Annotated in this window: 19 protein-coding genes and 2 pseudogenes; 4 read left to right on the forward strand and 17 right to left on the reverse strand. The window is 38.3% G+C overall.

Going from position 1 to position 12,888, the window contains the following annotated elements; translation table 11 throughout:
- Positions 1 to 78 precede the first annotated feature (78 nt).
- Positions 79 to 249: pseudogene (locus FQ085_RS17015) on the reverse strand (DUF4362 domain-containing protein); the annotation flags it as partial.
- A gap of 292 nt (positions 250 to 541) precedes the next feature.
- On the opposite strand from FQ085_RS17015, the gene FQ085_RS17020 reads away from it, so the two are divergent.
- Both FQ085_RS17020 and FQ085_RS17025 read left to right on the forward strand, forming a co-directional pair.
- Positions 542 to 1,441, forward strand: coding sequence for an ABC transporter ATP-binding protein (locus FQ085_RS17020; protein ID WP_149457236.1), 900 nt, complete (start codon positions 542 to 544; stop codon positions 1,439 to 1,441).
- Entirely contained in the window at positions 1,428 to 2,636 is a 1,209-nt protein-coding gene (locus FQ085_RS17025) for an ABC transporter permease (protein WP_149457237.1), read from the forward strand. The genes FQ085_RS17020 and FQ085_RS17025 overlap by 14 nt, the downstream gene beginning before the upstream one ends.
- Before the next feature lie 65 nt (positions 2,637 to 2,701).
- Here the strand turns inward: FQ085_RS17025 and FQ085_RS17030 are convergent, their stop codons facing one another.
- The 3 genes from FQ085_RS17030 to FQ085_RS17040 are packed head-to-tail and all read right to left on the reverse strand — an operon-like array spanning position 2,702 to position 3,587.
- Positions 2,702 to 2,881 (reverse strand): hypothetical protein, encoded by a 180-nt coding sequence (locus FQ085_RS17030; protein WP_149457238.1) that lies wholly within the window; start codon positions 2,879 to 2,881, stop codon positions 2,702 to 2,704.
- A gap of 57 nt (positions 2,882 to 2,938) precedes the next feature.
- Positions 2,939 to 3,139, reverse strand: coding sequence for a hypothetical protein (locus tag FQ085_RS17035; RefSeq protein WP_149457239.1), 201 nt, complete (start codon positions 3,137 to 3,139; stop codon positions 2,939 to 2,941).
- Positions 3,140 to 3,194: 55 nt separating this feature from the next.
- On the reverse strand, positions 3,195 to 3,587 hold the full coding sequence (locus tag FQ085_RS17040; RefSeq protein ID WP_149457240.1) for a disulfide bond formation protein DsbD: 393 nt from the start codon (positions 3,585 to 3,587) through the stop codon (positions 3,195 to 3,197).
- A 240-nt stretch (positions 3,588 to 3,827) separates the two neighbouring features.
- Here FQ085_RS17040 and FQ085_RS17045 point away from each other — a divergent pair, with 240 nt between their 5' ends.
- Positions 3,828 to 4,124: an AbrB/MazE/SpoVT family DNA-binding domain-containing protein gene (locus FQ085_RS17045; protein ID WP_149457241.1), complete on the forward strand. Its 297-nt coding sequence runs from the start codon at positions 3,828 to 3,830 to the stop codon at positions 4,122 to 4,124.
- 352 nt (positions 4,125 to 4,476) lie between these two features.
- Here FQ085_RS17045 and abrB read toward each other — a convergent pair.
- From abrB to FQ085_RS17075, 6 genes and pseudogenes are all read right to left on the reverse strand, one after another.
- Positions 4,477 to 4,554, reverse strand: a pseudogene (gene abrB / locus FQ085_RS17050) (transition state genes transcriptional regulator AbrB); the annotation flags it as partial.
- A 210-nt stretch (positions 4,555 to 4,764) separates the two neighbouring features.
- On the reverse strand, positions 4,765 to 5,028 hold the full coding sequence (locus tag FQ085_RS17055; RefSeq protein ID WP_058384066.1) for a type II toxin-antitoxin system RelE family toxin: 264 nt from the start codon (positions 5,026 to 5,028) through the stop codon (positions 4,765 to 4,767).
- A 6-nt stretch (positions 5,029 to 5,034) separates the two neighbouring features.
- Positions 5,035 to 5,247: a type II toxin-antitoxin system RelB family antitoxin gene (gene relB / locus FQ085_RS17060; protein ID WP_058384067.1), complete on the reverse strand. Its 213-nt coding sequence runs from the start codon at positions 5,245 to 5,247 to the stop codon at positions 5,035 to 5,037.
- A 236-nt stretch (positions 5,248 to 5,483) separates the two neighbouring features.
- On the reverse strand, positions 5,484 to 6,446 hold the full coding sequence (locus FQ085_RS17065; protein WP_082707526.1) for a DUF3885 domain-containing protein: 963 nt from the start codon (positions 6,444 to 6,446) through the stop codon (positions 5,484 to 5,486).
- Positions 6,447 to 6,492: 46 nt separating this feature from the next.
- A complete protein-coding gene (locus FQ085_RS17070; RefSeq protein ID WP_149457242.1) occupies positions 6,493 to 6,780 on the reverse strand; it encodes a hypothetical protein in 288 nt (95 codons plus the stop codon).
- Positions 6,781 to 6,990: 210 nt separating this feature from the next.
- A complete protein-coding gene (locus FQ085_RS17075; RefSeq protein WP_149457243.1) occupies positions 6,991 to 7,371 on the reverse strand; it encodes a VOC family protein in 381 nt (126 codons plus the stop codon).
- Between the two features lie 298 nt (positions 7,372 to 7,669).
- On the opposite strand from FQ085_RS17075, the gene FQ085_RS17080 reads away from it, so the two are divergent.
- Positions 7,670 to 8,359: a copper homeostasis protein CutC gene (locus tag FQ085_RS17080; protein WP_149457244.1), complete on the forward strand. Its 690-nt coding sequence runs from the start codon at positions 7,670 to 7,672 to the stop codon at positions 8,357 to 8,359.
- A 267-nt stretch (positions 8,360 to 8,626) separates the two neighbouring features.
- Here FQ085_RS17080 and FQ085_RS17085 read toward each other — a convergent pair whose 3' ends face one another.
- The 7 genes from FQ085_RS17085 to FQ085_RS17110 form a co-directional block, all read right to left on the reverse strand.
- Positions 8,627 to 9,136: a MepB family protein gene (locus tag FQ085_RS17085; protein ID WP_149457245.1), complete on the reverse strand. Its 510-nt coding sequence runs from the start codon at positions 9,134 to 9,136 to the stop codon at positions 8,627 to 8,629.
- 73 nt (positions 9,137 to 9,209) lie between these two features.
- Positions 9,210 to 9,434 carry a hypothetical protein gene (locus FQ085_RS17090; protein WP_262499836.1) on the reverse strand — a complete coding sequence of 75 codons (225 nt, stop codon included), beginning with the start codon at positions 9,432 to 9,434 and terminating at the stop codon, positions 9,210 to 9,212.
- A gap of 26 nt (positions 9,435 to 9,460) precedes the next feature.
- Entirely contained in the window at positions 9,461 to 9,904 is a 444-nt protein-coding gene (locus FQ085_RS18515; RefSeq protein WP_410477418.1) for a glycosyl-4,4'-diaponeurosporenoate acyltransferase CrtO family protein, read from the reverse strand.
- A 95-nt stretch (positions 9,905 to 9,999) separates the two neighbouring features.
- On the reverse strand, positions 10,000 to 10,230 hold the full coding sequence (locus FQ085_RS17095) for a hypothetical protein (RefSeq protein WP_149457247.1): 231 nt from the start codon (positions 10,228 to 10,230) through the stop codon (positions 10,000 to 10,002).
- A gap of 222 nt (positions 10,231 to 10,452) precedes the next feature.
- Entirely contained in the window at positions 10,453 to 10,821 is a 369-nt protein-coding gene (locus FQ085_RS17100) for a hypothetical protein (protein WP_149457248.1), read from the reverse strand.
- A gap of 61 nt (positions 10,822 to 10,882) precedes the next feature.
- Positions 10,883 to 11,176, reverse strand: a complete 294-nt coding sequence (locus FQ085_RS17105) for a 3-isopropylmalate dehydrogenase (protein WP_149457249.1) — start codon at positions 11,174 to 11,176, stop codon at positions 10,883 to 10,885.
- Between the two features lie 932 nt (positions 11,177 to 12,108).
- A complete protein-coding gene (locus FQ085_RS17110; protein ID WP_149457250.1) occupies positions 12,109 to 12,726 on the reverse strand; it encodes a GntR family transcriptional regulator in 618 nt (205 codons plus the stop codon).
- Positions 12,727 to 12,888 lie beyond the last annotated feature (162 nt).

Raw genomic sequence — 12,888 nt, forward strand, 5'->3', positions numbered from 1 at the left:
AAATAATGAACAAGAAAACCAGATACTAAAATGCACTGAACCCTAAGCTTAAGGTTCAGTGCGTTTTTAATGTCACGATCATGTAGTTGCAAGTCCGTCATACTCACCTATTTTGTGTTCCGATATTGAACCTCCAACTTCATTATGAGAATTAGTATACGTATGCGCAATATTGTCGCCATTATAATCTAACGTATCAAAAATTGGATCACCCTCTGTAGTTCTTCGAAAAATACAGATTTTATCTTCTTTTTCATTTGTAAGATTTCAGGTAAATGCTCTGAATTTATCCGAATTAACGATGAGTTCTCCTTGCTCGAACACCATGTCGCTATCCCTAACAGGATTACAGGCACTTTAGAATAGGGTCAATAAAATGAAAGACAAAACTTTTCGCAACACGTAACCCGCTTACATAGGGACAGCCTGAACTTATAAAGTTCATTTTGTAAACAGTATAAAATAAAGATGGGTTATAATGGAAAAAGTTCTATGTTAAGATAGATTCAAAGAGATCAATCTACTCTGTGGAGGTGTCAATATGAAGCTCGTAATCGAAGAACTAAACAAATCCTTTAACAACAAACATGTGTTAAAAGGCATTAACTTAACGATTAACTCAGGACAGATTTTTGGTTATTTAGGAAGAAACGGTGCTGGAAAAACGACATCTATGCGAATTTTGATGGATGTGTTTGAAGGAGATACCGGTTCGATTACAATAGACGGTAAAACATTCAATCCGACCGATTACCGCATTGGCTATTTGCCTGAAGAACGCGGCATGTACTCGAAATTCAAAGTAAAAGATCAGTTGATTTATTTTGCGGAGCTGCGCGGGGCAAACAAAAAAGATGCCGAGCATTCCATGAAAAAATGGGCAGAAGAATTTGGCATTGCGATTTATTTAGACCAAAAACTCGATACGCTGTCTAAAGGGAACCAACAAAAAGTGCAAATTGCGCAAGCGTTTATTTGCGAACCGGATATTTTGATATTGGATGAGCCGTTTTCAGGGCTGGATCCGGTAAACTCAAAAATCTTCCAAGATTCGTTATTAAATTACATTCGTGAAGATCGCATCATTATTTTTTCTTCCCATCAAATGGGGTACATCGAGTCGTTTTGCGATGACATAGCCATTATCAACAACGGCAAGATTGTATTAGATGGAGATTTAAACGACATTCGAAAACAAATGGGCAAAGGCAAGCTGCGCTTACGGTTTGCAGACCAAGACAACTTGAGTTTTCTGTCAGGCTATGACTACATCCTTGAAAAACAAGACATTATTTTAACGCTTCAACCAAACGAAACAAAACGCTCGTTTGTTGAAGGCCTATTTAGCCAAGGGATAGAACTCACAATGTTTATGGATTACTTACCAAGTCTTCAAGAAATCTTTATTGAGAAAACAGGTGATCAAAATGAAAAAGCTTAAAACCGTTTTTGCGTTTGAATTTCTTGGCATGATACGAAAGAAAAGCTTGCTCATTACCACGGCCATCATGTGCATTATTACGCTGCTCATCACCACCATTCCGAGCTTCGTGATTTGGTTTGGAAGTGACGAAGCAGAAGGAGACGACGCGAAAAACGAAGAATTTGTCGTCGTTTATGCAAATAAAGAAATTAAAGACGCCGTCAGTCCGGTGTTTGGAAAAGAAAGCTACGCAACTGAAGACGAATTGAGAAAAGCTGTACAAAACGAAGAGGAAACAGCCGGGTTTGTCGTAAAAGATTACGACAGCTACACCTACATCTCTTTTGACAGCACGACGGATTCGACCGAACAACTGGTTTTTGAATCGCAGTTAAAGCAACTGAACGAAACGCGTTTGTTTGAAGAAAAAGGCATCGACAGTCAAGAAGTCCGTGAAATTTTAGCACAACCAATCGAACAAGAAACGGTGTTTCTCGGAAAGGATGCCCAGTCAGGCACCGCCATTGCGTTTGCAGTGATGATCACGATGTATATGCTCATTCTGCTTTACGGGGCGAACGTCGCAACATCCGTAGCGAGAGAAAAAGATTCCCGTACAATGGAGTTGCTCATTACTTCAAGTAATCCCCGAACCCTCATTCTTGGGAAAGTAGGAGCAGTTGGGTTAACAGGAATGCTGCAAGTCGCTGCCATTCTCTTATTTGGGGTCATTGGGTTTATGTTAAACAAAGAAAATTACCCACAGTTTGTGCTAGACCTGGTGCAAGGATCAATGACAGGGGACGTATTGCTCGTGTACATCTTGTTCTCCGTAATGGGGTATATTTTATACTTGTTTATTTACGCCGCATTAGGCAGCTTGGTGTCCAAAGTAGAAGATGTTAACTCATCCGTAACACCAATTACGTTCTTGTTTATTTTGGCGTACTTTGCCGCCACATTTGCGATGAACGCACCTGATAACGCAGTCGTAAAAGTCACTTCGTTTATCCCGTTTATCTCACTATTTACGATGCCGATTCGGTATATGCTGACCAGTGTGCCGATGACTTCTCTGCTCATTTCAAGTGTGATTATGGTGGGGACCGTCGTCTTGTTCGCCGCGTTATCGATTCATATTTACAAATTCGGTTCCTTGAATTACGGCAACCGCCTCAAGTTCAAAGACGTCGTCAAATCATTTAAAAAATAAAAAAAGAGTCTTGCGAAAGCAAGGTTCTTTTTTTGTCTGTAGGTAATAAAACCAAACTGAGGCGCTTAGTTTGATCTCGGGTGACTGCGAGAAGGATGATTTTTTTGTTGATTTAACACCATGAGTGGCATGCCAAGTATGGCCACAATCAAAACCGGTACAAATCGGTTATTTAGCAGGCAGTAAAGAAGTACGATGGTGTAAATTGTCATAATTAGCGAGTGGTAGGCGTAATATTTTTTCAATTCAAGTCCTCCTGTTCTATGTACATCTTTGATCCAAAGAAAAGCTCGAGGTAGCCGTCAAGACGAAGACCTGTTCATCCGAGTAACCAAAAAAGCGCTGACGATAAAATAATAAATAGCCAAAATAGCTAGCGCGTCTGTTGCGACAACGAGTAAATCGCCATTACGAATGACAAATCGCCACAGCAACGAACTGAATAGAAAAAGTACGGGAAACAAAATGAAGTAACCGAAGAAAACCAATTTTTGGTGGTTCATGCGCATTCACTCCTATGGCCTCAACACTAGGTGGAGATGAACCAACACTCAAGCTTTAAGATTTTTCCATTTTCACGTCATCAAAAGCCTTATGCACAACGCGGCCGTACAGAAACTTCGCAGGGTACAACGCTAGAATAATAGCGACTACTTGAATGACGGTCTTGCTCCATCCTGTCATGTGCAACAGATCCACGATTAAAAAATTAGCGAGCAGAATAAGCCCAAACACAACGGCAACAGCAATCGCCAATGCGAATGAAAGCTGCAGCCAGTGAGAAGACGACAACTTTCCAAGTTTTTTAATGCTACCATCGCTAACAGAAAAAGAAAGATGAGCTAAGGGAAGCAACAGCAAAAACCAGCTCGAATAACCAAAACCAATCCACGAAACCGCGATTGCGAAAAGAAGTCCCCATCCCATCAAGTTCCATGCTTTTTTGTTCATGTGCCTGTTCCTCCTTGGTAAAAATCCAAAATGTCTATAACCTTATTACGAATCAGCTACGCATTCGTTTCATTGTTTCAAGCAAAATGCCTAGGGCTAAAAAAATAGACTTATTCTCTGGAGTTTTTCTAAAATGTACGCACAGAAATAGCAGGGAAGTGATACAATGAGAACGTGCGTTCCTTTCGGTAAGGAAGGAACCTGACCAGAACGTGTATGTAACAAAAGGAGAGTGTGCCCATGAAAACTACAGGAATCGTAAGAAACACAGACTCACTTGGACGCATCGTCATTCCGAAAGAACTGAGAAGCGGAATGGAAATGAGCGTTGGAGATCCCGTGGAGATTTTAGTAGAAGAAGATGTGATTGTGTTGAGAAAATACCAACCCGCCGGTGCTTGTTTGGTAACAGGTGAGGTATTAGTGGAAAACAAAGAATTTGCGCCAGGGCTCACCTTAAGTCTGACAGGCGCGCGCATTCTCTTGCAAGAGCTGCAAAACAAGAAAGCGAATCTTGGATCAACAAAGAAGGCATGACCGAAATCGTTAAATACATGGGAAGTGAATGAAGAAAAGACTGTCAGAGCATCAAAACCCGGCAGTCTTTTTCTAATAGAATGATTTATCCCGATTTTTGCGTTTATCCGTATTTTATGAATAAAGTAGTAGCAATGCAAAAAAAGATTAACAAACTTCTCCCTAACACATGAGGAAGTTTGCGAAGGTGAAATGATGAACAGCAAAATTCAATTAATCAAAAATGTATAAAATGCAGGATTGGATGAATAAATGAGGAAATAAAACGATCCACCGTGATTCGCATTGTGAAGAGGCGTGGTAGGTTCTGTAAGCTTCACTATATAATTTTTCATCGAAAGTGGCTACTCTTGGATCTTCTCAACTCGATCGGCGTGACAATGCGGCCAAGCTGATCGACTTTCCTCATAATACAGGTACTCTTCATCATAAGACTCCTTCATTTCTGTAATCATCATACTCTTACTCATTCTACTTATTCATGAAGCAACGCGTCCAATTTATGAACCGCTTGGAAGAGGTTATAGTCCGAGGAGAAACCAATTGATATAAAGATTTTCATGACGGTCATTCCAGTCAAATGCTTACTGTGGAATATGAAAAACAGGTGCAGCCTATTGAAGCGCATGCACCTGTCTTCTTATTCGTAGATATCTTTTCGATGCCCAACATCGATAATGGTAATAATGATCTTTTCGTCTTCGATCAACGCTAAAATACGGTAATCACCAACCCGGTAACGCCACTTGCCTTTGTGGTTTTCAACAAATGCCTTGCCTTGTATTCGTGGATCGTCGGTATCCTTCAAGTTCTTTTCAATCCAGCCAATCAGGAGAGAGGCCTGGTACCGGTCCATCTTTTTTAATTTCTTCAACGCGACATCTGAGAAATGAACTGCATACATCGTTGGTTATAAACCCAATTCTTTTTTGACGTCATCCAAGGAATGGGTTGTTTCCATAGTGGCAAGGACCCGGTCAAAGTTTTCGACATCCAGTTCATCTTCAATCTTCTCGATGATGGCATTCCGCATCAAATCCGAAACAGATGTGTTTTTCAGTTTGGCGTAGTCGCGGATGAGTTTGCTGTCGCGGTCATCCACACGCAAAGAAATAGTGGCCATGAATAAAACCCCCTTCTGCTCTTTGTAATACATTGTATTACATTTTGTTTTGTTTGTAAAATGATAGATTTTGAATTCTTGTATACAGCGATTCTCGTTGAAGTTCAATACATATACGCAGTTTGATAGAGAAAATAGAGGAATATCGATACTGATTTTTCGAGTAAAATCTTTCCTTTGAATTCACTTATTCCTTCGAAATTTTTGTACTAAAACCGTCTCCACCACAACCTTAACTAAAAAGCTTTTCTCACAGACCATCCTAAATACGCGCCTTCATATTTCTTCGAATACAAAGACATAAGCTCAGTTTGGTAATCAATAACGGCCAAAGCGTCTGTTTTGGTTACTTTTAAATGGCTACACGCGCAATTTTTCGTATCGATAAAAAGAGTGAAACCAGTTTCAGATAGTTCATTGATACACTCATCTGTCTTGTCATTCGGTATGACAAGCGTATGGGTGATGTGACAAGTATTGTCCTGAAATAAATCAATGTTCGTTTCTTTTACTTGTAGCTGGTCGGCTTTAATTCTTTTCTCTTTCTCATCAGTAGTTTCAACGTAAGTGTATAATCCTTCTTCAAAAGCATAATCTATTTCAATCCGGTTATAGTCTAAAATCCACTTTCTGAACTTATGATATAGGGGGGCAAGCGTATCCTTATTTAAGCCGAAAACGTCACATCCACGATCGTCGTACATGTGAAATACGAGGTCTTTTTCTGTGTTCATAAAGTATACAGATTCGCCAATAGAAGGATCTCGACCTTGCTCATAATTCCCAATGCCTTTCAGTATTTCTCGGTAGTGAATAGAGGCTAATTTTGCATAGACAATTTTCACGTTGAATTCATTTTTTAGTTCTATCGTGTTGCCTGTTAACTCGTCAACATCCTCATCGATATCGTACAAAATGTCCTCTTCAATCCTTTGGTTACTTAGTAAATCAGTAAGATACGTTGGTGTGTTATTTCCAAACATACTATCTTCTGTCCCACCGTAATCTTTGATGTAAAGATAAATAAACTCGTCCGGCTTGAATACCTCTTCGAACAAGCTAGTCACTCTTGTCGTAACTTGATCGATTCTTGCTTCAGTTCCATTTTCATGCGGACTGCCTAGATCAAACCTTACATACAACTCACTCGTTAAGTTAGGGAAATTGCTTTCTAGGTACTTCAATAAGGTCTCTTTCATTCGTATTCCTTTCTTAAATGGATTCTGTCCTAAATTTGAATTAATCCTATTTATTTTTGTTTTTCAGTTCTAACAGAATAGGCGTTATATTCAATAAAATCGATAGGATGGTTAACACCCACAACGCGCCTGCCATTATCGGAACTACATCTAGTAAAGCAGACCAATCTTCCGCCTCTACCCAGCTCGACACCATACTATAATCCGCGACTACAGTTAACGCTGTAAAAGATAAGCCCATGGCCATCGCCAATTTATAATCTTTGCCTGTCGCATACATAGCAAGATTTATACAAGTTGCTGTTATTGCGATAACGCCTAGTAGAAACCACATAGCTATCCCTCCATTTACGCAAAACATGATTAGTAAGTAAGACAGAATGAGCAGGCAATTAGTTTCTTAATACAAATGGAAATTTACTTAAATATGCAGTCTTGAAAAAACTTGAAAAAAAGTTCCTTTTTTAGTTCTCCTCTCCATATTCTGAATCCTCCTCCGCCATATAAAAAAGAGGGCATGGATTGCAGATGTGGATGCAAAAACTCACTTGCCTGCTTCCATAACTGCAAAGTAATTCTGTTCACTGTCCGCAAAGTTGAATACTCTGCCAGTAGGCATTTCCACTATTTTTCCGATAGTAACGCCTTGATTTGTTAAGTCGGTATATAATTTATCGAGATTTCCGGTTGAGAACATTAAAGAGGGTGTACCTAGATTTAGTTCCGGAGACATCTTAGCAATTACTTTTTTATCGTGTAAAATAATACTTGTCTCTGAGTCCTTCGATGGAGCAATTTCGATCCATCTCATGCCATGAGTAGTTTCTTCCGCAATAATACTGAAGCCTACTTTTTTTGTCCAAAAACGTATTGCTTTATCTTGATCGTTTACATAAAGCATAATTTGACCGATTTTGTTAATCATTAAGGTTTCTCCTCCTTCTTTTTTTAAGTTTACCCATTTTAGTTATCAATTGATAAGTATTTCAATGAACCTAGGCGCCCAGTAGTAAATACCGTTTTTGTTAGGTGGAAAAGCAAGGAAATTAGGAAATGCATAGGAAAAGTGAAATGACTCTAGGCAAAGATAAAAGTTAAAAGAATGTGCAACATAATGGGATGCGTTTATAGGAACTATACGATAAAGCTATGAAAAAGAAGATTATGATGGATCTGGCGCGCTGGGGTTCAGTATAATCGTCCAGTCTGAAAGGAAATGAAAAATGAGTATAGAAGTCATTGTACAAAATGAACAGGAAGCAATCCAAGCAGAAAAAATGGGAGCAGCTAGACTAGAACTTGTCTCCTCCATCGATGAGGGAGGGTTAACACCGAGCTTTGAAACCATCAAGCAAGTGTTGAACAGTGTGACGGTACCGGTTCAAGTAATGATACGTCCTCACAGTCGAGATTTTTTTTATAGCGATTCAGAAATGAACACAATCATCGAAGATGTCAAAAATGTGTTGAATTTGGGTGGTCACGGAATTGTATTTGGAGCTTTAACAAAGGACTACGCAATAGATGAACAAGCACTAGAAAAAGTCATTGCAGTGTCTGATCAGCTCGATATCACATTCCACCGCGCTTTTGATGAAATTGACGATCAGTTGAATGCATATAGGGCATTGACGAACTACAAAAAACAAGTGAAACGAATTTTAACATCTGGTGGTCATGTGGATTGTTTGAAAGGCAAGAACCAGTTAAGAAAGTTAGTCGAGTTATCAAAAGAGATGGAAGGCCCGTCTATTCTATGTGGTGGGGGATTAACGCCGACGAATATAGAAGAAATCCATCAAACTGTGAGGGCTAGCGAGTATCATTTGGGGAGCGGCGTCCGAAAAAGTGGTTCTTATGCAGAAGGATTTGACAAAGAAGTAATGGAGCAAGTCACAGAAATGAAGGCTTAGCACAGAACATTCACCAGAAGAACGGATGAAAAAAGGATAGATCCGAAGATAAGGGCCAATATCCAGGAGTTTACGGATGATTTTGCTGTAAGTATAAGGTCTTTGCAAGTGTTTCTCATCAATGACCCTAGCGAGCAGTTAAAGCTCTGATTCCTTACTTCAGCACCACAAGCTAAATTAAAAAATGAAAAAAGCCGTAGTCAAAAACAACCATGTTTTGACTACGGCTTTCTACATTTTCATCGCAATTAATAGCTATCCCAAATGTTAGCGGCAATACAGTTCTGTGACTTTTTCTTTGAGTAAGGGCTTCGAAAGTCGCATATCAATAAAATAGGGCAGCTGCCATTGCTGTGTTTTTATCGCTTGTTTGCTAGTGGGATGATCCCAGCTTGGGTAGACCCGCATGGCCATTTTTCCTTTGGTGACACTAGATTTAAGGATGGTGTGTTTAAGAAGAACTTTTTTCGGAAAGACAAACTGACCAAAGTCATGGCTGTTTTTAAATACGGTTACCACCAATAAATCCGGTGCTTCGTCGTACAAGTAAGGTTGGTTTTCATTGTTTTCGTCTTTTTCCCAAAAAGCGACAAACTGCCCTGTTTTTTTGGGTGTGACATTCGCTACGCGGAATCGAATGGTTCTAGAGGATAGTTGAAATGTACCTGCACCATACATCGCGTTTTGTTTTTCTTCTTGAATCGACGTTACCACCAAATTATAGGGTTTATACAGTGTGTTAGTTAAATAGGTTAATGCTGTATAAAAATCATTCATGCTACAACTCCTGAAATTCATAGTGATAAAAATAGAAAATGGCCGATATTGTTCTCCCGCCAATTTCTTACACTTATTTCGATTTGTTTTTACCAAGTTTCTCGTTGCCGTGTTTGAAGTTTCCAGTAATTTTAGCCAATAATAACTGTACTTCTGTAATATTGTTTTCAACTTTACTGATTTTAGCTATGAGACGCTCAGCTTCTTTGTCTCTTATTATTTTAATTTGTTTCCCTTCAAAGAAAATGGCTACCGTTCCTTTTTTCCTTACTTCAAAGGCAAAAGGTTCTTCGCTCAATCTCTTTCGTTTATCTATTTCCTCTCCTATCCTGTCTCCCTTCCACTTTCATCTAGCTCATTTGTTGAAGAGTACCCTTTCCTGAATTTCACGTCGAGTAATCTCGGACGATTATACCTTTGAATTAAGTAGTAGGGAATATGAATGAAAAAATTAACGATGGAACAAATAAAAGCCATTAGTAAATACGCACTTGGGTTAACTACTAGACAAAGAAAATCCAATACAGCAGTAGTTAGGTGCCCAAATTCAGCATAACAGGTTTGCATAATTAGTGTATGTAGATAGTCGGAGGTTAGCTTGGTTTTTAAGTTTTTTAGCGTGGCATTCATCGTCGGCAATTTATCTTGCCGTTTTTTAATTCGGATTGATTTGGATGGTCTATTTTCGAATGCTTTGAAATTGTTTTGGAAAGTTTCTTTAGGCAATATGTGACGCTGTAGTTGAGTGTCACCCAAAATGAGGATCATCTAGATGGTAACTGACAAATGTTCACCCCCCTAATTAAACTTCAGCATATTTTACTAGAAAGATGACCCGTTCGGTTAAGGCTCGTGGTGCTGACTTACTTCTGAGGCATAGTAAACGTCACAGCAGAACCAGGGCTTTCTTCGATTTTCGCAAATAGTTCACTAAGAATTTCGATGGCTCTTTCATTGGATTCATATTTCCCAATCGTTTTATTCCATTGATCTAAAAAGCTGTTTTCGACAAAACCTTGAATGTATTTTCCTTTTACCGAAACATCTTTTACATTCATCAGGCTCTGTTTGTTTTGTGAAAGTATCCATAACATAAAACTCATCCTTTCCAGGTAAATTCTAAACAGCTGCTAATTGCGTCGAGCACATTTTCTTTTAACCAATAACCATGTCCGATTTTGGGATATGGAATGACATCAGTCCGCATTCATAGATTACGCCTTATAAAAATTGGTGAATAAAAAACGTTAAAACAAGTAAGATGCAAAGGCTGAGTAAAAACCAACGCACTATTATTAAATGAAATTTCACTCTAGTCATTCACTAAAATAATCTCTTATATCTTTTGGTAACTCTTCTACTGCTAAAATTTTTAATTTTCGTGTTCCAGGAGAAGTCGTAATGACATAAGTTTTTTCGTCATACGCAAACAACGTCATTTGGCTTATGCTGTTTGCAATCGACTTTTCACTTTTAATGTAATCAAAGTCTTCTTTTTTAAAATTATCTTCATAGCCTGCCAAATTTAAATTTTGTGCTTGTTCGAAATCATCTGCAAAAGCAATAGCTTGATATAATTCAAGTGAGTTTCTCGGTTTACTAAAATATAAAGAATAAATTAAAACACCATTTACTATCAAAATTAAAGTAGTGAGTATTATTAATGTGCGTTTCTTTATAAACATTAGCCACTCTCCTTAAAAAAATTCTCAACAACTGCACTCGTTACTTGAATACAAGTATGAACTATAATTTATTGTGGTTATATCTTTGTATTGCAGTTACAACAAGGGCAATCAAGAAAGCAACAACACTATTTAGTAGTAAATAGTATCCTACTTGCAAGCCGTAAAATAACGCGAAAGCGTCACGGATAACTAAAAGTGCGATTAAACCACCGATTGCTCCAAACAAAACCGCTAATAAAAATAGGATAAAAGCGGCATCGTATAAATTCGCCCTCTTTTTATAGAAGATAAATCCCGTAAGGTTTGCACCAACAATAAAAAATCCCATAAGGATTAAGAAAAAACCGCTCATTAGAGTCTCCTTTGTCTGGAACAGCCTACTAAAAATGCAGTAAGTCTAAATTTAGCGTGTTCCAATAAGAATAACGAACATCATCATTTCCGAAAATTAATTCTTGGTATTCAGTAGACGCCAAATCCCTTTGGAACCACTCATATCTCTTGAGATACTTAGTATTTTTCCCTATTTCTGCGTCAGTGACTTTTTTTAAAACAGAAAAAATGATGAGTATGATTGAATTGGCCAATTCAAGCAAATAGTAGACCTTCTACGGAATAATAAATTTATTTTTCTTATAGTGTATAAGTCCATCGCCCATTCAATAAGTTCATAAACGAAAAAAATAATACAGCTATACTGAGATTAACTTTTTAATAAATCTCATTTTTGAAAAACCATAAAAAGGATTTTATACAACAACGAATGGGAAGGTGTGTTTTCTATCATAAAGATTCCTTTACAGCAGCTAACTACATACAATAACCTCTAAGACTAACTGTGATGAAAATTTCAAAAAAATCTTGGATTTTTTAACGTCCGATTACAAACACTCTATAATCTACGCTTCCAAATATAAACTTAACAGGATCCTGCGAGAAAACGACGGTGATTGGACTGACGGTTCCAGATCGTTACTCTCTATACGAGTTCACTATCGCTTTTGTTTCACTTTTTCACAATTTCGATTGGGACAATTAGGGAGTTTGCATTACAGCTGTTAGTGGAGCAGGAGGGAGAGTCACTCTGTTCATAAGAGAATACAGTTGCTTAATCTAGCCTAATGTCTTTCGTGAAATTTTAGGGTGTCTCTCAATACAAAATTTCAAATGATTACTACCCACTGGATTCATAAACTAGATAGGGATCATACACAGAAAAGAGCACTTCCTGATTGATTCAGGAAGTGCTCTTTTGTCATATAGATAAAATCTAAGTAATCGGAGTTATCCTTTCATCCGATTTAAACAAAACTCCAAATCGAGTTGCAGGTGTTCTTTCATCAGTCGCTCGGCCTCATCAGCGTTATGGTGACGGATGGCCTCATAAATATCATGATGTTCTTCGATTAAAAGAGGACGTTTATGGAGTACTACTGTTTTTCGGAATAAGTAAATAATCGACTGCATGCGATCCAGTATATCAACCATTACGGGATTGTTTGTAGCGCCGACAATAATTTCGTGAAATTCTTTGTTGGCTGCCATCACTTCTTCGAGAGTACCTGTACGACCCACATCCACACAATTTTTAAGCTGGTCCAATGCCTCATCTGTTATATAAGTGGCGCAGTGGTGCGCAGCAAAGCCTTCTAGTAATGTACGAACTTGAAAAACATGACGAAGGTCCATATCGCTAGGATTCACAACACGTTTTTGCTTGATCAGCCCTTCTTGCTCAAGTTTACGTATAGAATCTCGCACTGGCGTCCGGCTGATCCCCATCTCTTCAGCTAGTCGTTCTTCAACCAACTTTGTTCCGCGTTCGAGCTCTCCATTTAAGATCCGATCTCTTATATATTCATAAGCATGGACGTAGGCAAGTTGTGTTGGTTTTTTTGTCAATCTAATCGTCTCCTAAAGTAAATTTGTCTTATTTTGGCTAGTTGTATAATCAAATGCAACAGCTAACTTGCTAGAAAAACAGAAAAAGCCACAGATAAACCGTGTATGATTAAGTCGACGAAACATCAATCGATACGGAGGTTTATCTATGGCTCAAACTCA

This window comes from Planococcus sp. ANT_H30 (assembly GCF_008369335.1).
Taxonomy (GTDB): Bacteria; Bacillota; Bacilli; order Bacillales_A; family Planococcaceae; genus Planococcus; species Planococcus kocurii.